Genomic DNA, 19,474 nt, shown 5'->3' with positions numbered 1-19,474 from the left:
ACAGAATAATGATATTAAACCATATCAATCTTTTTTGCAATAGCTGCTCGTAATTTCTTTTCTTCTTCTACAGGGAGCCCAAGTGAGGCAGCATTATCAAGATCATGCAAGGCCAAGATAAGTTGATTTTCTTGAAAATAAGCCAGTGAACGCCTAAAATATACATGCGCTTGATATCCGTTTATTTCAAGAGATTTTGTAAACATCGTTATTGCCTCTGAATTTTTATCCATCATCATCAATACGATACCTGCATAATAATATGAGCGGAAATTCTGAGGATTTTCATCCAGACTGGCACAAAAATCCTTATATGCACTGTCATATGCACCTTGAGCAAAAAAAGCCATACCGCGATGCTTATAGACAATGGATGCTACCAATGTATTCGGTTTTTGATTTAAGATTTTCGTATATAATGCTTCCGCCGTTGGAAAATCTCCGCAGTTATGTGCTTTGATAGCATGAAAAATCATACTATCAATTGTTTCCAAAGCGGAAGTATTCGCGGAGTTCATATCGGATTTTTCTTCGGCTTCCGAATGATCACCGAGCAATCCATTTGTAAATTCATCGGCACGCAGATAAAACTGTTCACGTCGCCTATCCAGTTCCGTATTCAAGCTGTTTTGAGCATCTCGAATTTCTTGAAAGAGTATATCTGCGAGGCTGAGACTTGCATTAATAGAAGCAAACTTCCGCTTAAGAGGAAAATCAAAGGGGGAAAATTCAAATTTATAAATAAGCTCATGTTCAACTTCTGCCCATGCATCTTGTAAAATTGTTCTAATCTGGACTTCAAAAATTAAATTTTCCGGCAGTAGTAGTCCCACTTTAAAGCTTTCGGGGATATCCGCTAAAACATGAGTAGACTCATAGCCGAATTCACAAAAAGTACGGCCAGCTCCCTTCCGTTCCACCTCTCGAACAGTAAAATTCTTTACGAGAATATTTTCCACTTCGCTGAGATTCTGTAAAAAAGGACATACAATTCGAATACCGATTAAATCGGTTACAAGCGGAAACCGGATTCCCGGATCAGTAGGCGGGAATTTTAATAATTTTTCATAATAACTGTCAAAGCTCTTGACCCTTGTTTTATAGGCAGGTAATGCAGATACTTTAACGATTGATCTTAAATGATCCTCAAGCCGTTTTAATAAGACGGTAAAATGGGGGTGGTACTCATTGTAGTGTTTTTTTAATTGATTTTTATCGGGTATCCACACGGTATTAAATGACATAACCAAATTTAGAACAAAAAAATAGGCGGTACTTATTATTATAGATACCGCCTATTAGTTCATTAGCTTAATGAGCTAGTTATTTGTATTTCCAGCTGCAGCAGAACCTTCAGAAGGAGTAAATCCTGCTTCGGTTGCCATCTTCTCCTGCTCTAAGAAGCGGAGAACTTGGGTCTGACCGAAACGGGCAACTTCACGCTGCATACGCTCATTGCTCAGTTTTGTCTGAATACCCCAGATGTCTTCATCAGCAAAATCGCGTACAGTGTTCAACACAGCCTTATCATAGATAAGCTTGACATCTTTGAAGTAACCTACAAATGCTCCACCTTCATGTGCTGCATCACGGGTAACCAAGAAACCTACAAAGGTGCTATAAGGAAGTGATGTAGGATAAGCAGGATAGATACGAGTTTCACGGCTGCGTACATCGGTCAAATAAGCAGGGTTATTCCACACAAGCTCTTTCCAACCGTCAAACAACAAATATCCCATGAAATAACGCTTTACTTCGTTCTTTTCATTACGGATGAGTACATAAAGCCCATGCGGGAAGTTCATACCATAAGTATTAACTGCAATGGACTTAATAACGCCGGTATTACGAACAACACCGTATCCGTCTTCAAAGCGTCCTTTTCCTGAAGCTTTTTCTTCATCAGTCGGCTCCTGAAGATTGCCTTGATCATCAACCTGCGCAAGCGGTTCATACATCGGTATATCAAAAGTCGGTTCAATTGTTGCACTTGCATTATGCGCCCACAGCGGGAACTCAATGCGTACACCCATTAAGGTTTGACCTGCAAAGTTTTTTGCTTCATCACTGACTTTTGCTTCAGTAGCATGAGAAACGGCAACCGAAGTCGGATTGCGGGAAGATGAGTTCAAAACTACTTCCCACTGACCGATAGCCAAAGATGTTCTCATCAGAGCCTTCTGCTCATCGGTGTAGGTAGAACCTGCGACGGTAGCATAATCCATAACCGTTCTGCGGTTCTGAGTCATAGCACCGTTCTTATCCGCAAGGATATCTGCGTTCAATAACGCAAAGTCAACCAAAATTGCTTCTTCAGCAACCGCAAATGCACCGATAAAGAGAAGTGCAATTGCTACAAGTATGCTTGTTCTTTTCATTCAAAAGCTCCTTTTCCATTGTTAAGAATGCCCTGTTGAAAATAAGTATACGAAAGATACCTATTCTTGTCAACTCTTTTTATTATCGGTTGAAATATGGGAATTTTTTACATAGATCGGCATACCATCGATATAAAAATAAACGGTAGTGATATTTTTACAGTTTACCGCAATGTTTTTCCGGAACAAAGTATAAACGGTATAAAAGTCGGGCGTTTTAACATTCGGCGTTAAGACTTGAGCAGGAAAATCAACATATAATGCCTTATCACGCACAAAACAGCTGCGGGGTAGTAGTTCGGGATCGGCAAAACGTAAAAAACGGTGATCGGCAGGACCGAGCAGCAACTCATTTACGAGAGACACTGCAAACTCCGGCTCTGACAACGGCGGTAAATACCGTTCTTCAATACCGGTACCGCCATCATTTTGCGGAAAATACAACAAAGTACGCGTTTGTTTAGGACTTGTCATATACGATAAAAACAACACTCCGGCGATTACACTGAGCAGCAGCCAGCATACCATCCTCGGTTTTGTAAAAAAACTCATCTCATACCTTACCTATCAGGGCAATCGCATCAGATATTTTTTGAGAATCCCCGCAGAATAATTAAGGCTGTTCAACCGTTCCTTTTAAAAACATGAGGGCATCTGCGTTGTCGCTACGCCGAAATAAATACTCGCCGTATACCAGATACGTCTCCGTTTTATTTCGGCTAGGCTCCTAGCATCTGCTCCGCCTATTTTTAAAAGGCTTACGGAAAGATTTTCAAAAACAGTCCATTATTCTGCGATTTTTATCTAGTTATCTGATGCAATTACCCTTCTTTTAACAATAAACCGCACGAAATTTTCGAAAAAATTTCGTGCAAAAGGAAGGTAACCGCTCAAATATTTCTCGTCCGGTTACCCGATTTTACCTATTGCCCCTCGAAGCGAGAGATAAATGCAGTGAGGCCATTATATATTCCTTGTGCGCATCTTTGCAAGTAGGAAGGAGTGTTGAGGCGTTTTGCTTCTTCGGGATTGGTCACAAAGCCCAGCTCGATGAGTACGCTCGGCATCTTTGCATTCCGCACGACAAACCATTCCTTTTCTTTTAAACCGCGGTTTTTACTCTCTTTACCGATTTGAGCCTCCAGTCCGTCGGAAATATTCTTGGCGATCAAAATACTTTCGGTAGAAAATTCTTCTTCAAGCATTATATTTAAAATATGAGCAATCTCTTTTGATGTTGCATTTTTATCGATTACATCGCGCCGATAATCGGTAGGCAAATACCAGATCTCAAAACCATAAGGAGCCTTGTTAAACGGAGATGCATTTGCATGTATCGAAATATAGAGGATGGCTTCATTCTTCTTGAGGGAAACTTTATTCGCCATTTCGACCCGCTCCTCCAAACTGGGATATGTATCATCGGAACGAGTCAGCAAGATTTTTTTATCGGGATAGGTTTTGCATAACATATCATAGAGAGAAAGCGAAACGGTTAACGCAATATTTTTCTCGTAGACAGGGATAGTTTTACCGTTTTCAACGTAAGAACCGATGGTACCGGGATCTTTTCCTCCATGACCGGGATCGATAAGAATTGCACCGACACGGAAAAACGAACCGGTATCAAACTGCTTAAAAAAATCTTCCAGCTGCGTAAAAAGCGCTGCGGAAAGCTGAGGCTGAGCATTTGTTCCCATCAGAGGAGCTTGAGTGATTATCGTTTCATGGTAGTCAAAAAACACAAGCGGCATACCAACCCGGCACTGTGCCGTATGGTCTCCGACCGTAAACGTAATTTCCTGTGACAGCGGATTCCATGACAGGTCGGCGCCAAGTGACTTTGCCGCGTCAAGTGCGGAAACGGTTTTCTCCGCAGCGAAAGCGGGGACAATACCCAATAAAAAGAGGAAAATACCGGCAATAAAAAGAGTGCTGTTATGCCTTTTCACAGTCATACCGATAGAGTAATCCTTGCAGTCCGCCGCGGATAAGCGCCTTCCAATATTCGTTCTTTCGCTGCACATCTACCGAGGAGGGGACATCGCTTTCCGCCGGAGACACAGCACTCACTGCGCTCCTTTCCGGCGAACCGGAGACGCCCAGTAAGGAAGCCAACCCCGGTTCCTCCTCAAGCGCTTGACGCAGCAATTCCCTCAGCGGCCTGCCTTGCAGATCGCGGGCGGTACCAAGCGCTGCCGCTAAAAAGTACGGCAGTACAAAGCCTCCTTTTTCTTCATAAACGGCATCTGCGAGTAACCGGTCAAAAAAAGCGCTTGAGGCTGCTGAAAAACCTCCGCTGCGTTGCCCCTTACAATCCGCCGTAGGAGCCGCGGTAAGAACCTCGGCAGCTACCTTTGCCGCAGACTCGGCGCCGGCAAGCGGTTCCGTAAATTGCAAAAAATTCGGTGGAAAGGTCTGCTGTTCCGCCGGGAAGCGCAGCTCCGCCAAAAAAGCATCGGTTTCCGCAACATGGGGTTTAAGCCGTAGTACGATTTTACGGCAGGCTGCCTCGCTTGCCAGCACCGCTTCCCGGCGGCTCGGCGCAGCGCTCAGCACATTGCCGCATTTTTCTACATTGTTCTGCGGGAACACCACCGTATCGCCCGCACCCGCTCGGGGAAACACATCTTTGACGAAGGGCGCTGCGCGCGCGGCTTCCAAGCCGCTGACAGCCGCCACCTGCCCGGGAATGGAAATCCAGGCTCGTTCCGCAGACACAAACTGACAGTTTTGCTTAAGCGGGATAACAAAAGAATCCTTCCCGCACGTATGCAGTCGAGGCGAGCCGCCGAGTGCCAGGGTCAACGCTGCCGCCGTAATATCCAAGCCGCAGCTGTACGGCACCGTCCACCCCGACATATAGCCGCCGGAAAGGCGGGCGGCGATCTCTCCGACAAAGGCCTTACCGTTCCGCACCAAAATATCGCCCTTCACTGCTCCGTCGGTTAAGCCGAGCGCATGAACACCGCGCTCAAACACCGATATAACCTCATCGGCAATTTCTTGCGGGCATTCCGACGGGATCGTATGCCCCATCTCGATAAAATACGGGGGAAAAAAGATATGCCGGTCGGCAAGCGCGGTGATGTACAGCCGCCCGTCGAAAACCAGCCCTTCAATCGAAAATTCACTTCCTTCTATGTATTCTTCAACGATGACGCGCCCGCTGCGCGAATACCGCGATGCGGTTTCCGCAGCTTCCCGCAATCCGGAAAGCTCCTGAACCAGCGAGCAACCGCGGGCGCCCATGTTATCGACGGGCTTAACTACCAGCGGAAAACGCCCTGCGAGCTCTCCGAGCCGCCGTTTAAGTGCATCAGCCACGGCTGTATCCGCATCACTGCATCGGGAATTCTCCACAGCACCAACCGGAGCTGCAAGGTCGGCGGCGGTCAGTTCGATAAAAGCGGGAGACGGTACGCCGGCTTTGCGGAAACATTCCCTCATCCGTACCTTATCCGTCGCATTGAGCGCTGCTTCGAGCGTGTGCCCGCGCAAGCCGCAGGCAGCAGCAATCGCGGCAACTGCGGCGGAGAAATCCGTCGCGGCGGTAAATACCGCATCGAGTCCGCCGTTCTGCTGTAAATACCGCGCATAGTCGATAAGGCGCGCGGTATCTTTTAAATCGATGCATACGAACTCGTCGGCTTCCGCTGCACATACCGCGGACGGATTTCCGTCGGCTGCAACAACGGTGCAGCCGAGTGCGCGGGCTGCACGTATCGCAACACCCTGCATAAAACCTGCGCCGAGCATAAACACCCGTTTTTTAGTCATCAAACGCTCCCATAAAAAGTCAAGAAGAAAGTTTCAACTTTCGATTGACTTTTTACGCACGTTCGCAACGAAGTGAGAACGTGCATATAATAATACAAGTTTGCGCTTGTGCAAACTTGTGTAAACCAAAGCCGTGCTATTTGTACGGCTTTGGTTTACATGCCCATCTTTACCGCATAAATTTCCATACTGTCCCCAAGCTTAAAGAGCTTACTAACCAGCATCAGTATATTCCAGCGAAAGCCGCCTTTTTTTATCTTGGCCGCATGGGGAAAACGCTCCGGATGATGCCCAATGGATACAATTTTTTTTACGGTAAAACCGTAGCGTTCCAGTTGTTTTTTTGCCTGCCGTCTATCCCAAATAGTATAATGGTCGGTCGGACTCTGCGAAAAAAAGAGGCGGCGGTTCCACCGGCCGGTAACGCCCGACAGTGCAGGCGTAGAAAAAGCAAAAATTCCGCCCCCGATCAAAAGATCGGAAACCTTCTGCAGCACCGAATTCAAATCCTGAAAATGCTCGATAACAAACCACATCGTTACCGCAGAAAAACCGCCTGCTTCAAGCGGAATACTGAGCGGCTGATTATGCTGTTCGGTGAATGTTTTTTCAACCGTAAAAGAAAACCGTGCCGGAAGTACCGGGAAGGGCGCCTGACACGCAGGGAGCTGCAGCGTCTTGCAAACATAGTGCACCGCTTCCGCTGAAATATCGGTTCCCACCGGATTCCACCCGGACTCCTTTGCAGCTGCAAGGAAGGGACCATAGGCGCAACCCACATCGAGAATCCGCTTTGTACCGTGATGAAGGCCTTCAAACAGCGATTCTTCCTTGCCTCCATTAAAGACCTTTGCATAGATTGCATTGATGATCGACATCCGCCGTAACCCCTGCCGTTTAATCGATTCAAAGTCCTCCAGATAGGTTTTTCCGTACTGCGCTTGATATTCTTCAAAAAAATACTGTTCGCTGTAGTCCTTTTTTTCTGCAGCAATAAACGACGGATAGTACATCCCGCAGACGGGACAACGCGAAACAGTCTTATTCTCTGCCCTGCCTTCCGGAGGCAGTGAAGACGGTTCATCACAGAGCGGACAACGGTGCGCGGTTGCTGCAGAAAGCTTCAAGATAAACTCGGCTAGGCTTTTTTCCCTTGACTGCGGTGTAACGATGGAAGGAATATCGATACCTGCCTTGAACAACGCTTTAATATCCTGAGCGGCCGGCATACCGGCGGACATCGTTGAAAATCCCGCATTGAGTCCCAGCCGATAATGATAATCGGTCGGAGAAACAAGAATAACCGCACAACCTGCGGCGAGCGCTTCAAAGGCGGTAAAGCCGTAGTGTGTTACTACGATATCCCATTCGCAGAGCCTATCCCGCAGATTTTCCAAATAAGGATAGACATAGAGGTTCATCTTTTGCTGCGAATATTTCTTTTCATTGGGCTCAATAACGGACACTTCCGCACCGAGCTCGGCAAAGATATGAGCAAGCGGAAGCCCCATGTGAGCGGCATCTTCGCCGCCGCAGACAATCAAGAGCTTTGCATTTTCAATGGGAAAAAAGTATTTCCCGTTTTTTTCGTATTTTTTTAAAGCCCCGTCCCGCTTCCGCTTTTGCGGCAGTGCAATAAAGTTGACTTCGGTGAGATTCGCCCTGAAGGCTTCAACCGACTCAGAATAATCTGGAATGCGTTCGGAGTGATCGGCGGTACGATTTCGCGATGGTTGCGAAGAATTTGAAGCACTTGATGAATCCGACGAAGGCTTCGGCACCGATACGTCAGACAACTCAATGGGATGAGGTAAGGCAGGAAGAATATCGATCAGATAGTCGACAAAAGCCCTCCCCTCGCCTCCTTCATCCAAGGCGACGACCGGTGCAATTTTTTTAAGCTGCCGCACTTCTTCCGCCTGTGTCCTAAAATTATCGAGGATAAAGACACATGTTTGCTCGGGAATTTCATTGACGGTCTCAATATTTCCTATCTTTTTAATGATAGCTTGCACAAATGAAGGCTCAGATGCTGCACCGAGATACAACACTGAGCGCAACTGAGGCGCAAGCTCTTGCATCAAGCTGCACGCACGGCGGAGATGTCCCGTTCCCTGCCCTTCCCGTACCGACGGAACAAACACGGCAATTCTACCGGCATATCGGCATGCCTTCATAACTGCGGACGCAGACGGAGGTATTACGGCTTTTTCCCTTTGCAGATATTGCATCATCAATTCCGCACATTCAAAATCATCCTTCGTATCGACTGTTGTCCGCAAGTGCGGCGCATACCACCGCAATGGAGCGGTTTCTTTTACACAGATAAAAGTATCGGTATGCCGATACAAGGCGGGGCCGACGTGTTCATGATCATACGCATCATCGGTGAGCCGTTCTGCGGTAAGAAGGCTCTTTGCCTTTATAATTTCGACGCCGCTGCCGTGCGGAAGACCTGTGTAGGTAAAATAATCAGGCTCACCAAGTTCCACAAACCGCTTAACGGAAGCTTCGGCGGCTTCGGTAAACAAAAAGGGATTATCGCCCGTTGCACGGATAATCGTTGTAATGGGACGGAGCGAAGTTTCAAACTGCCTGATAACCGAACAAAAACGGCCGAGTACATCGGTCTCCGAACCGCTGATGAGAGTATAATGGAATTGTTCCGCAATCGGTGCAAAATCAGCAGCCGAAGCACGGTCGCAAGCAAGGATATACCGCTCTGCCGGAATCTCCCTCATTGCTTCAAGCGTATAGGCAAGAAGAGGTTTGCCGCAAAGGTTCAACAGCGCTTTACGCGGCAGCCGTGAAGAATTGAGGCGTGCTTGTACAACAACGGCAACACCTGAATAAACACTCATATAAAAGGCTCCCAATGCTCTATTAATGTACGGGCGGTGGTTATAAACCGATTTTTATTCAGTTGAGTCCATCGCCGTGCTTCAGAAAAATGCTGCCATGCATGCAGCGGATTTAAACCTGAGTTATGCAGATAGCTCCAGAATAACTTACAAGGAATAGCAGCCTCCCCGTCCGTCAATTCCGGTGCAAGGTTTTTAAGATAAAACTGCCGATACGAGGCATCAACGGAAATATCCTCAGGAGGAGGCTCGCCCTCATAGTGAATCCGGAACGAAGTAAAGATCCGTATCGACTCTCCCCAAAGGTGAGCACGAAAACCGAAATCGAGATTTTGCCAATAAGGATTCTGAATCGTATAATCGAAACCGCCGAGCTGCATACACTTATTTCTACTATAGATTCCCATAAAATCATAGGGATAAATAGTTGCCGTCTTATTTTTGATACAGGAAAGCTGTTCAGTCGAAAATCGATTTCCATTCAGGCTGGGAACCATTTGGTTTGGTACCGCTTCACCCCGCACATTTGCCAACACAGGCGCTGCACAAAATAAATGCTCTTGTTTAATCTTTTCAAGTACCCGCTCGGTAAAACTTCCCGGTGGAATACGTGTATCGTTCCATAATACCATAACATATGGAGCGGACGTCTCGGCAAAGCCGAGATTAATCATCTCCCCGACGGTGAGTTTTTCTTGGGGAAATAAAAAGCGTACTTGCGGAAATTTTCCCGTGAGGCTTTCCATGTCACTAACATCAGCACTTGACTCTATCGAAATAACAGAGGTAAATCCTTCAGCTAACAACTGCTCAAAAAAGAGCTGCCGATAATACTTTCTGCCGCGGTTTAACACAAGAACGCAAAAGTCTTCTGGCTTATCTTTTCCCCGATACTGCATACCGCCGATAATGGTATGCGAAACTTTCCGTTCGTTAAAAGTTGTAGGTATAGTATTCGTCACAATGTTCACATACCCCCTTATAACAGGATTGTATCTGATCGGAGTACAAACGCCGGCCGTTTTCCCAAATCGTTTCAAGCGGCATCGTAAAGGCATTACCGAGTACAACCGAACGGCTGACATCTTCTTTACAGAGCGGAACGGTTCCATCCGTACAAATAGACAAATCACGCTTGAGGTGCCAGCAGGGATGCCGCTTCAACGGAGAAATATCGGCAGGGCGGCGGTCTGGAAGAGTCCCGCAGAGATGGTCATATTTTTGAATAAGCGGCTTTGCCTCCCGTTTTTCCCATAAGCGGTAAAAAGGCTCCAATTCCGCTTCATTTTCGTTCATACGTGTCATCTGTACCCACACAGCCTTTGGGAACACTGTTGCAAGGTGGTCGGCAAACGTCGCAGCTTGCTTTAAACACCGTTCGGCATCCTCATCGGGAAGCTGATGCACGGTGCCATAAGTTTTTGAACCGGCCGCATCGATATCGACAATCCAGTAAATCGGCAAGCGCCCATTACTTCTTGGCGGTACATCCCTGCAAACTTGAGCAAGCCGGTCAAAAGCCTCAAGATTAGCCGCCGTTTTTTCTACAACACCGCTCGTTTCTATCAAGACTGAAAGATGCCGATGGTTCAATATCTGCTCCACAATCGTTACAAACTGAGGATGCAAGAGCGGCTCCCCATAGAGCGACAGCGAAATAACGGCGCTTTCGGAAAAAGCGGCAATCGCATCGATGAGCCGAGCGGCAGCTTCAAAGTCCATACAGCAAGAATCATCAAATTTTTCAGGGAACAGCTTAGGGCGATAGATGGAACGCAAAGGGTGATAGGCAATGAGTTCAATCCCGTAGTAGGCAGGCAATGAACGCAGATACTCTTGCCGCTCGGTGATATATGCCGCATAGTTCTCCGCAGTGATGCCGGTAAAATGACTGCACAAAAGCCATGAGGCCTTGGTGTCGGTATAAAAAGCGAGCCGCAGGTACCGCATATCTTCGGGCGCAATCATCGTTTCCAAGTCGTAAGAATTTATATCTTTTTTAACGGTATCAAACAGAAAAGAGCGATTAAGCGGTACCTCAGCTGCAAAAGGCAGCGCTGCTAATATGGGTACCAGACCTGCCGAAACGATTTGCGGAAGCAGCCCTTCAGGATATCCATCCGCAAAGCTGTATTCCGCCTTATAGGTACAATGCTGAGCATAGAGCTGCGCCGCACCCGCGCTGTCTAAAAAAGGAGCATCAGCCCATGCAATAAAGACATGATCAGCTTCCGCTGCAAAAGGGATAAGCGCCTTAAAAAAAGCAGCAGCAGTCTCCTCTGCAACCGGAACCACCCGCACCGGCGGCAGGGCGGAAGGACACACATCATCGCAGTATTTTTGAATTGCAGCACATTGCTCGGCTGCTGCAGTTATAATAGTACCCGCATAATCGGGGAAATGACTTGTACGCTCCAATGCGGAAGCAAGAGCGGTACAACCGCCTTGGGTAAGCGGCCGCAGCGCATAATTGGAAATACCGTTCGCAGCCAGCACAACAAAAGATTTCATACTCTCCAATATCGGCATAAAATCTCCTTCGGTAAACTGCTGCAAGCTAGAAAGAAGTGCGCGAGAGCGGCGAGCCTATCCACACACCTTCGGCTCCAAGATACTCTTGCTTTTGTCCTTCAATAAGAAACTGTACCGATTTTACGGTTGAGAACTCCGTTGCCGTGAATACCACTTGCAAGAGCTGCGCCAAGGCGCCATCGATACCGTATTGGTTAAACTGAAATTCTTCGCTCACATTGATAAATGCGACACCGTCTCTGACCCATGCGGAACGGAGCTTGGTGCCGGGCGGAATAAGCGTCCGCACTCCCTGCTTTAACTCGTCCATAGTAGGAGCGGCAAAAAGCGCTTCAAGCGCATCGCTCATCGGCGCATCGGACTTAGGAAGCAAGCGGGTCGCGCTTTTAGGAATGAGTTTTCCGTCCGCATCTACCCGTACCCAATATATAACCGCTTTTCTTACCGCCGCCGATCGATTTTTATCGGTTTCGGGTTTTGCCGGTGCTGCTGCATGAGGTTTCTGGACTGATGAAGCAATAGATTGCGGCTGTTGTGCGGTTGTAGTGCTGTTGCGCTGCGGCGAAGTCCGTTCATCAGCCGGTTTGGGCGTTGCCGGACTTGGTACAGTTGTTTGTCCGCTGTTTTGCTGCGAATTAACTCGATTATTATTTTCAGGCTGAGGTTTCTTTACTTGCTCATTATTACGCGCATTTGAAGCTCCGGATTTTTCCGATGCAGCGGGTTGCTTATGGGTATCTTGATGCGGCTGTGCAGATCCGCTGTTGGTTTCCTGTTCAGGTTCTTTACTTCCGTCTCCCTTTACAGGGACATTATCTCCGCTATCTTCTTTAGATTGAATGTTAGGCAGTGCTTGTGAAGATTCTTGCGATGTTTCGGTTTTATCTTTTAAGAATATATTTCTCGCGTTTGTTTTATCTAAAACAAAAGATATTGTATCTTTATTCAAGAAAAAAAGTACCGCGATTAATAAAATAAATACAATCCAAAAGAGACAGCCGAGCGATATTTTTCTTTTTGTACGTTTTGCCATAGGTAATATCATACGATACTTTATAGCCTATATGCAAGTAGCCGAAAATAAGATAGTGCATCTCAAAGAACTCGGGTGGTTTTTGCTCACTTTCCGATAAACGATTGAGTATAACGGGTATTTAACCGAAAATAAAAGTATGAGAGTGCTTTTATATGATCAAGATCTGCAAAGAAATAAAAGTCTCCACCGGTATCTCGAAGATGCCAACATACAAGTCGCGGCTGCTTATTGCTTAAAGGATTTTCTCTCTAAGTTCAAAAGCCCGTCACTCAAAGTTTTACTTATCGAACACAGTAGAATTCAGCACTATAATATCGACATTGAAGAATTACTTGAAAAACTCGGCTTAACTTTTACCGTGATCGACTATACCGAAACAGAAACAAGCTTTGATTTTACCGTTCATTACCTATCATCATATTACTACTTTCCATTTACAACCGAAAAAGACAAAGAACTGATTAAAAAAGTTAAAAAGAGACTTCGAAAGTATAAGAAACAAAAAGAAAAATCGGCAGCTGAAATAGAACATCAAGCAATCAGGGCTTATTCTGCCAATGCGAGCAGTGTCAGTCGAGTCATGAAGTATTTTACAGAGAAACAAAAACAACTGATTAAAAGGTTACTGGAAAAGAAAGACGGAATAAATGTAGAAGAAATTATTGAATTATTAAATGCCAAAACGGTCAAAAACAGTCAAAACTATGCACAAACACATATCTACCGGCTTAGAAATAAGCTCAATCGTCTACTCGGCGATGAATACATTATTTCCTATAAAAATCACACCTACCAGCTATTTTGTATCCATAAATGACAATTACTGTAAACCGTCACCCTATATCGTGAAAAACTACAAAACAATATCTTACCGTAGAAAGAGTTCAATCTACGGTAAGATGACAAACTTTCACTATTTCGATAAAACAGCAGCGATGCGCTCAAGAACCTTTTTGCGATCGAGCGGTTTAACAATGTAGTTTTTTGCTCCAAGCAGCAGAGATTTCTTTACCAACTCTTCTTTTCCAAGTGCGCTGATCATAACAACCTTTGCATTTTTATCAAAGGCCATTATCTGTTCAAGAGCCGTAATACCGTCCATTTTGGGCATCGTGATATCCATTGTAACAAGGTCAACATTCGGACACAACTCTTTGTATTTTTCAACACCTTCAAAACCGTCAGCAGCAGTTGCAATAACTTCGTAGCCTTCGCTGGTTAAAATCTGACCGATCTGTTTAGAAACGAAAATAGAATCATCTACCACCAGGACTTTATAAGCTGAACCATCAGCTCTTACACCACCCGGGGCACGTTCGTTAATAGACGGAAAATCTTGTTTAGAAATCATAGCCTACTCCTCTTAAGCTCTGTCGCGAATAGCAACGTTTATTTCAACTTTACCTTGCGCCGTTTCCATCGGTACAATCAATGCTTCAATATCACTACTCGATATTGACATATTATCACCGGTGAAAAGAGCAGGCGGGGTTAAATCGAATTTAAACCCGAGATCATGCAGTTTTGTTACTGCTTGTGCGGTAATGAGATTCGCAAGTTCCGTGATCGTCGCACGCCCCAGTTCATCAAATTCGGTGAACTCTTCTTGATTCATCGCCGATGCGATCTTCAATGCCGTTTCCGGTGTCATATCAAAAATAACCCGTCCTTCAACATCACCGGCCAAACCTACAATTGCCGCAACGCCCATCACAGGCATACAAGTAGATTTCAAATACAAGTCACCGCGTTTAACTTCACCGCCGAGCACTTGCACTAAGATGTTATAGGCAGCTTCACTAAACGGATTGATATACTCTACACGCATCAAAATCTCCTTCTAAAAAAATTAAACGAACAATAACATCCGTCACGGTACGAGGTCCGTTTTCAGTTTTATACAAACTGCGCATGACAACCGTTTATCAAACAGCTGCCAGCCCTCTGTTTATCAATAATCAAAAATCGATATCGATCTTCGATTATCCGCTACAATCTACTCTCGTGAGAAAGTAGTTATATCCCCCATCACTTGCCGCATCCATCCGCTCTGTTTCGGCATCATTTCATTTGCACCCAAGATAACAACACCGGTTGTTTTCAGTTTATCCCTAAATTCTTCCAATAAGATGCTTTGCTTTTCCGTTTTGATAAATGATAATACATCACGAGCAAGGATAATATCAACATCCGGCAGGGTATTTTGGTGCAAACAATCATGGTATTCAAACAAGATCATATCTTTTATTTCTTGATTGAAGCTATATGAATCATTTACCCCTTTGACTAAATACGGTTTAAATCTATTGATCACCTGATCTTCAGGGACAGTCAGCATCGGCGCATTAGAAATAGCCAACAAGTCAGCATCATTGGCATAAATTCTGATTGCAGCGCGGGGATATTTTTGCTTCAACAGTACCGCAAGGCTGTATGTCTCATATCCCGAATCACAACCGACATTCCAAACGGTAATAATCTTCGCATCATTATCGGGTAAGGCAGCCAATACCGTATTCATATATGAATCAGACCAAAAGCGCCGTGTATTAGGCGAAAGAAAATTACTCAAAAACTCCCGTGCTTGGTCTTCAGATTGTATTTGGATGCTTGAAGCGACCCGCATATCCCGCCATTCATAGTATCGTTTTTCCAGCCATGCAGCATTGACGGGAGAAGGATAGAACTGACCGAGAGCGGCAAGCGTATCTCCAATAAAACGGATATCAAGCGCATCATTTGATTGAGCAACATCTGTTCCAGGACTTTGCTTCGCAGAATTGTCAACCGGCAGCGCCTCACTTTCGGCAACGGTCTCTTTTGTTTCCGTTACGGTACGGGAAGCAAAAATACGATCGACATCTAATAGAATATACAACTGCCCGGAATTTTCTACAACCCCATAAATATATTTAATATTTATATCACCGAAAATAGGATGCGGCGGTTGAATAGTATTTTTTGAAACACCGACTACTTTATCAATCCGGTCAACAACAATACCAAACGTCTGATCATCAACATTAATGATAACCATACTTTCAACGGTATCCTTCGCACGCTGCTTAATCGGAATATTGAAAAAAATACGCAAGTCAATAATAGGAATGATATCACCGCGCAGGTTATATACCCCAAGTACAAAAGGAGCTGTATTCGGCACATAAGTAAAATTATTGGCTTTTGCTATCTCTTTTACTTTCATAATATCGATTGCATAATCCTTTTCTGCGAGGGAAAAAGTTATCATCTTAAAATCGATAACCGAAAGAGGTTCGCTTATATACTCATCCTGCAGTTCTTCATTTATGCTTGCATTCAACTCGGTTTTTTCCATAGTCATTTAATCCCCTTTTACCAGATGGAAGCCTCGCGCCGTTCACGGGCATGCATTTCCTGTTTTAAGCCCAAATCAAGTAATTGCCCGACATCGATGATCAATGAAACGGAACCGTCTCCTAGAATTGAAGCGCCAGCAATTCCCGGAGAATTGGTGAACTGATCTTTTAAAGGCTTAATAACGACATCTTCTTCACCAATGAGACTATCGACCATTAATCCAACTTTCTTTTCAGCTGTTCCGACAATAACGATATAATGATGACCGTCATCGCCCTTTTCTGCAGAAGGAACACCGAACAGCCTATTCAACCGCAACAAACTGATAACTTCATTGCGAACATTAAATACTTCATAACTGTCAATACGGTTAATTTCTTCACTGCGCACACGATGACTTTCAATAACGGAAGTAATCGGGATAGAATACACTTCTTCGCCGACACGTATCAGCAAGCCTTGGATAATTGCAAGCGTTAACGGCAATTTGATAGTAAAACGGGTTCCCCTGTTTTTTTCCGAAACGACTGTAACGGTTCCGTTGAGCTTTTCTATATGCGTCTTAACGACATCCAACCCGACGCCACGTCCCGAAACGCTGGAAATCGTTTTTGAAGTTGAAAAACCCGGTGCAAAGATCAGCTGATATGCCTCAACATCCGTGAGATTTTTTCCCGGATGCAAAAGACCACGTTCAACGGCCTTTGCCTTTACAGCATCAACATCGATACCTTTGCCGTCATCAACAACTTCGATAACAATCATGTTACCTTCATTGCTCGCTCTCAGCAAAAGTATTCCCTGCTCGGATTTTCCGAGTGCTTTCCGCTCTTCAGGAGTTTCAATACCATGATCCATCGAATTACGCACGCAGTGCATAATCGGATCAAGAAGATCTTCGACTACCGATTTATCCAATTCGGTATCTTCACCTTCGATTACAAGCTGGATATTCTTATTTAACGATTTAGAAAGATCGCGAACAACGCGGGGGAAGCGGCTGAAAATCTGACTGATGGGAACCATACGGATTTTCATAACCCCTTCCTGCAACTCACCTGAAATACGTCCCAAGTTTTGTGCGGAAGAACGGAACTTAGTAACCGAATATTTCATGGATGTTTCAAACTGACTAAAAAGCTCAAACATACCGGCATAATCTGCTGCAAGTTCCTTCTTAATAGTATTTAAATCTGCTCCTTGTTGAAGCTTCTCAAGATAAGACGGGAATTTATCCAAAAGTTTACGAATTCGATCTTTATATTCACCGTTCGCATTTTGGAAAAGCGCATACAGCTCATTAAACTCCATTGCGCTTTGGTTAAGTGATGCTTTGGTAATAACCGTCTCGCTGACCAAGTTCAGTAAGTAGTCAATACGCTTTGCGTCAACGCGCAGTACCGACCCCGATGCGTGGGCGGCATTTGCGGCTGCGGCCGGAGCTTTTTTCGGATGCCCTGCATCTCCCTGCACGGCAGGAGCGGACGCTTCCGGCTGTGGCGTTTCAGCTTTCGATCCTGTGTCAGGAGCAGGCTGTACTTCTGCAGCTGGAGCAGGCTCTTCTGGTTTTGAAGCTTTTGTTTTTGAAGCGCTCCCTTCGGCACTAAAGGTTAGTTCGTCAATTACTGCATTAAGCGTCACATCGGGAATATTTGCAATCGATAGCAAACTACTTTCGCTTGCCGTTGACGCAACATAATAAAGAACTTCAGAATGAAATTCATCTTCATAGAGTGCATCAAAATCGGGAATGGTTTTAAGCACCATCGCAGATTGCTTTAAAGCTGCAAACACCTGAATACCACCAACGGTATTCATTAAACTTGATTCATCAAACTGCACTCGAATGGCATACACCTTATTTCCGGCGGGTACCGCTTCGCGTAATTCAAGGATTTCATATTCGGAAAGTAAAGATGCCGGATCGACGGCATCTTCGTCGCCGGAAGCTACAGTTTTTGCTTGAGGCTGCGCTACCGGCTTAGAAACGGCAGGCTTGGGCGGAGAAGCTTTTGCAGCAGCTTTTTTAGTATCTTTCTTATCAGGGATATACGACCGCAGTTTTGTAACCGTTTCAGACACATCTTGGCTATATACCTCACCATTAGATCTTGCTGCAAGCATATCCTTGATTATATCCAAAGAATGCAACAAAAGGTCAATGGTTTCCTCTGTAACTGTAACTTGATTCGACCGGATAGCATCAAGCAAATCTTCTACGGCATGAGTGAAACCGGATAATTCACTCATTTCAACGGTTGCAGAGCCGCCTTTCAAAGTATGAGCCGCACGGAAAATCTCATCAATAGCTTCTTTATTGGTAGGATCCTGTTCAATAACAAGAATATTACTTTCCAGCTGCTCTACCTGCTGTTCTGCTTCACTAAAAAAGTCTTTCAATAACTCTTCATTATTGATATCCAGATAATCACTCATAGCAATAATTCTAATTGCTTTTCAAGATTAGTCAAGGTCTCGTTATACGAATTTTATTCTAATTTAAGATTGAGGAAGGTTTATTATAAAAGCGTACCGGTTAACAGATGGCAACCGATACGCTTTTATTGCAGTATTTTTTACTTCAAAAACTTACAGTATTTCTCACGATATTCTTTGACTTCCGCGACAATTGCAGAAACATCAAGAACCATCTCCATCATACTGATTTGTTCTTCATAGACCTTAGGATCTATTTGATTTTTGATTTCCGGTTCAACCACATGATAACACAAAAGTCCCAACGAGACTCCTGCCAACGGACCTGCAAAAGTAGGATCACCGTTTGTAACGGTTTCACAGGCAAGACCTGAGGATTCAGCTTCGGCACCGCCGAGAAGCACTACCGTGTTCTCGCAACCGTACTTTTCAGCTAAATCTTTAACCCGCTTTTGGTTTTCCAAGTCCATTGCGCCTGCGCTTGTTCAGACGAAGCATTCGGTTGCCGCATAAACAACTTCAGCGCCCGCCGTCTCAGCACAAAGCTTTATGGCCTCCCCGGGAATGCCGTCGCGGTCACCGATAATGATGACCTTTTTGCCTTTTAATTCCATAGCATACCCTCCAAGGAAATTATCGAAACTTCTCAAAACCTGCTTGGATTTTTCGGAGTTTCCCCATATCTATCAAGAGAGATATTCTCCCTGATATTTCACTATTAATTAGGCTAAGCGCTTTACAGATACTTTTGAAGCGTATCTTCAATCTGTTTTGCGTTTAAACCTTCACCGGTAAGGTGCTCCTTCTTTTCGCCGTCAACATAGATAAGAATTGAAGGCAAACCAAGTACCTGCTCTTTCATCGCGACTCTGCGTCCGAGACCGATATCGAATGAGCAGAATTTCACCTTCCCGGTATAGCGCTCTGCCATTGCATGAACGTCAGGCATCAACTGCTTACACGGTACACACGACTGAGACCAAAAATCAACCAGTGTAACACCTTTTGATCCGTGCACTTCTTGTTCAAATGAATCTTTTGTTAATTCAACCATTTTTAGCCCTCCTATACGCCGCCGCTCAAGCTCCATGGCAACAAGCGGGGGTTCCTTA

The 19,474-nt window shown here is 45.1% G+C and carries 16 protein-coding genes; 1 reads left to right on the top strand and 15 read right to left on the bottom strand.

All coding sequences use genetic code 11. The features are described 5' to 3' along the window. Positions 1-14: 14 nt before the first annotated feature. The 9 genes from E4N65_RS04080 to E4N65_RS04040 form a co-directional block, all read right to left on the bottom strand. Positions 15-1,244 (bottom strand): (p)ppGpp synthetase, encoded by a 1,230-nt coding sequence (locus E4N65_RS04080; protein ID WP_044012913.1) that lies wholly within the window; start codon positions 1,242-1,244, stop codon positions 15-17. Between the two features lie 75 nt (positions 1,245-1,319). After that, positions 1,320-2,378: a flagellar filament outer layer protein FlaA gene (locus E4N65_RS04075; RefSeq protein WP_044012915.1), complete on the bottom strand. Its 1,059-nt coding sequence runs from the start codon at positions 2,376-2,378 to the stop codon at positions 1,320-1,322. Between the two features lie 69 nt (positions 2,379-2,447). Next, positions 2,448-2,930: a GerMN domain-containing protein gene (locus E4N65_RS04070; RefSeq protein WP_044012918.1), complete on the bottom strand. Its 483-nt coding sequence runs from the start codon at positions 2,928-2,930 to the stop codon at positions 2,448-2,450. A 371-nt stretch (positions 2,931-3,301) separates the two neighbouring features. After that, positions 3,302-4,336 carry an N-acetylmuramoyl-L-alanine amidase gene (locus E4N65_RS04065; RefSeq protein WP_044012920.1) on the bottom strand — a complete coding sequence of 345 codons (1,035 nt, stop codon included), beginning with the start codon at positions 4,334-4,336 and terminating at the stop codon, positions 3,302-3,304. Beyond that, a complete protein-coding gene (locus tag E4N65_RS04060; protein ID WP_044012923.1) occupies positions 4,317-6,158 on the bottom strand; it encodes an ATP-grasp domain-containing protein in 1,842 nt (613 codons plus the stop codon). Before E4N65_RS04060 ends, E4N65_RS04065 begins: the two co-directional genes overlap by 20 nt. A gap of 155 nt (positions 6,159-6,313) precedes the next feature. After that, positions 6,314-9,019: a cytidylyltransferase domain-containing protein gene (locus tag E4N65_RS04055; protein WP_253674166.1), complete on the bottom strand. Its 2,706-nt coding sequence runs from the start codon at positions 9,017-9,019 to the stop codon at positions 6,314-6,316. Then, entirely contained in the window at positions 9,016-9,981 is a 966-nt protein-coding gene (locus E4N65_RS04050) for a glycosyltransferase family protein (RefSeq protein WP_253674164.1), read from the bottom strand. Before E4N65_RS04050 ends, E4N65_RS04055 begins: the two co-directional genes overlap by 4 nt. Beyond that, positions 9,953-11,548 carry a spiro-SPASM protein gene (locus E4N65_RS04045; RefSeq protein WP_081984367.1) on the bottom strand — a complete coding sequence of 532 codons (1,596 nt, stop codon included), beginning with the start codon at positions 11,546-11,548 and terminating at the stop codon, positions 9,953-9,955. Before E4N65_RS04045 ends, E4N65_RS04050 begins: the two co-directional genes overlap by 29 nt. Positions 11,549-11,576: 28 nt before the next feature. Then, positions 11,577-12,584: a GerMN domain-containing protein gene (locus E4N65_RS04040; RefSeq protein WP_044012929.1), complete on the bottom strand. Its 1,008-nt coding sequence runs from the start codon at positions 12,582-12,584 to the stop codon at positions 11,577-11,579. A 139-nt stretch (positions 12,585-12,723) separates the two neighbouring features. Here E4N65_RS04040 and E4N65_RS04035 point away from each other — a divergent pair, with 139 nt between their 5' ends. Then, positions 12,724-13,404, top strand: coding sequence for a helix-turn-helix domain-containing protein (locus tag E4N65_RS04035; RefSeq protein ID WP_044012931.1), 681 nt, complete (start codon positions 12,724-12,726; stop codon positions 13,402-13,404). Positions 13,405-13,500: 96 nt separating this feature from the next. Here E4N65_RS04035 and E4N65_RS04030 read toward each other — a convergent pair whose 3' ends face one another. The 6 genes from E4N65_RS04030 to E4N65_RS04005 form a co-directional block, all read right to left on the bottom strand. Continuing rightward, positions 13,501-13,938: a response regulator gene (locus tag E4N65_RS04030; protein ID WP_044012934.1), complete on the bottom strand. Its 438-nt coding sequence runs from the start codon at positions 13,936-13,938 to the stop codon at positions 13,501-13,503. A gap of 12 nt (positions 13,939-13,950) precedes the next feature. Beyond that, positions 13,951-14,415 carry a chemotaxis protein CheX gene (locus E4N65_RS04025; protein WP_044012935.1) on the bottom strand — a complete coding sequence of 155 codons (465 nt, stop codon included), beginning with the start codon at positions 14,413-14,415 and terminating at the stop codon, positions 13,951-13,953. A gap of 168 nt (positions 14,416-14,583) precedes the next feature. Further along, entirely contained in the window at positions 14,584-15,924 is a 1,341-nt protein-coding gene (locus E4N65_RS04020) for a CheR family methyltransferase (protein ID WP_052185570.1), read from the bottom strand. A gap of 17 nt (positions 15,925-15,941) precedes the next feature. Continuing rightward, the gene (locus E4N65_RS04015) at positions 15,942-18,362 is read right to left on the bottom strand and encodes a chemotaxis protein CheA (protein ID WP_044012938.1); all 2,421 of its coding nucleotides are present in this window, start codon (positions 18,360-18,362) and stop codon (positions 15,942-15,944) included. 140 nt (positions 18,363-18,502) lie between these two features. Then, the gene (gene grdA / locus E4N65_RS04010; protein ID WP_253674162.1) at positions 18,503-18,976 is read right to left on the bottom strand and encodes a glycine/sarcosine/betaine reductase complex selenoprotein A; all 474 of its coding nucleotides are present in this window, start codon (positions 18,974-18,976) and stop codon (positions 18,503-18,505) included. Positions 18,977-19,098: 122 nt separating this feature from the next. Next, positions 19,099-19,416: a thioredoxin TrxA gene (locus E4N65_RS04005; protein WP_016524044.1), complete on the bottom strand. Its 318-nt coding sequence runs from the start codon at positions 19,414-19,416 to the stop codon at positions 19,099-19,101. Positions 19,417-19,474: the final 58 nt, after the last annotated feature.

The organism is Treponema sp. OMZ 855 (genome assembly GCF_024181145.1).
GTDB lineage: Bacteria > Spirochaetota > Spirochaetia > Treponematales > Treponemataceae > Treponema.
This window is presented reverse-complemented; position numbering and strand designations above follow the sequence as displayed.

Coding starts and splice junctions, on each gene's coding strand:
- E4N65_RS04055 (WP_253674166.1), bottom strand. CDS start 9,019: ATGAGTGTTTATTCAGGTGTTGCCGTTGTTGTACAAGCACGCCTCAAT.
- E4N65_RS04045 (WP_081984367.1), bottom strand. CDS start 11,548: ATGCCGATATTGGAGAGTATGAAATCTTTTGTTGTGCTGGCTGCGAAC.
- E4N65_RS04035 (WP_044012931.1), top strand. CDS start 12,724: ATGAGAGTGCTTTTATATGATCAAGATCTGCAAAGAAATAAAAGTCTC.
- E4N65_RS04075 (WP_044012915.1), bottom strand. CDS start 2,378: ATGAAAAGAACAAGCATACTTGTAGCAATTGCACTTCTCTTTATCGGT.
- E4N65_RS04065 (WP_044012920.1), bottom strand. CDS start 4,336: ATGACTGTGAAAAGGCATAACAGCACTCTTTTTATTGCCGGTATTTTC.
- E4N65_RS04015 (WP_044012938.1), bottom strand. CDS start 18,362: ATGAGTGATTATCTGGATATCAATAATGAAGAGTTATTGAAAGACTTT.
- E4N65_RS04040 (WP_044012929.1), bottom strand. CDS start 12,584: ATGGCAAAACGTACAAAAAGAAAAATATCGCTCGGCTGTCTCTTTTGG.
- E4N65_RS04005 (WP_016524044.1), bottom strand. CDS start 19,416: ATGGTTGAATTAACAAAAGATTCATTTGAACAAGAAGTGCACGGATCA.
- E4N65_RS04060 (WP_044012923.1), bottom strand. CDS start 6,158: ATGACTAAAAAACGGGTGTTTATGCTCGGCGCAGGTTTTATGCAGGGT.
- E4N65_RS04080 (WP_044012913.1), bottom strand. CDS start 1,244: ATGTCATTTAATACCGTGTGGATACCCGATAAAAATCAATTAAAAAAA.
- E4N65_RS04070 (WP_044012918.1), bottom strand. CDS start 2,930: ATGAGTTTTTTTACAAAACCGAGGATGGTATGCTGGCTGCTGCTCAGT.
- E4N65_RS04025 (WP_044012935.1), bottom strand. CDS start 14,415: ATGCGTGTAGAGTATATCAATCCGTTTAGTGAAGCTGCCTATAACATC.
- E4N65_RS04030 (WP_044012934.1), bottom strand. CDS start 13,938: ATGATTTCTAAACAAGATTTTCCGTCTATTAACGAACGTGCCCCGGGT.
- E4N65_RS04020 (WP_052185570.1), bottom strand. CDS start 15,924: ATGGAAAAAACCGAGTTGAATGCAAGCATAAATGAAGAACTGCAGGAT.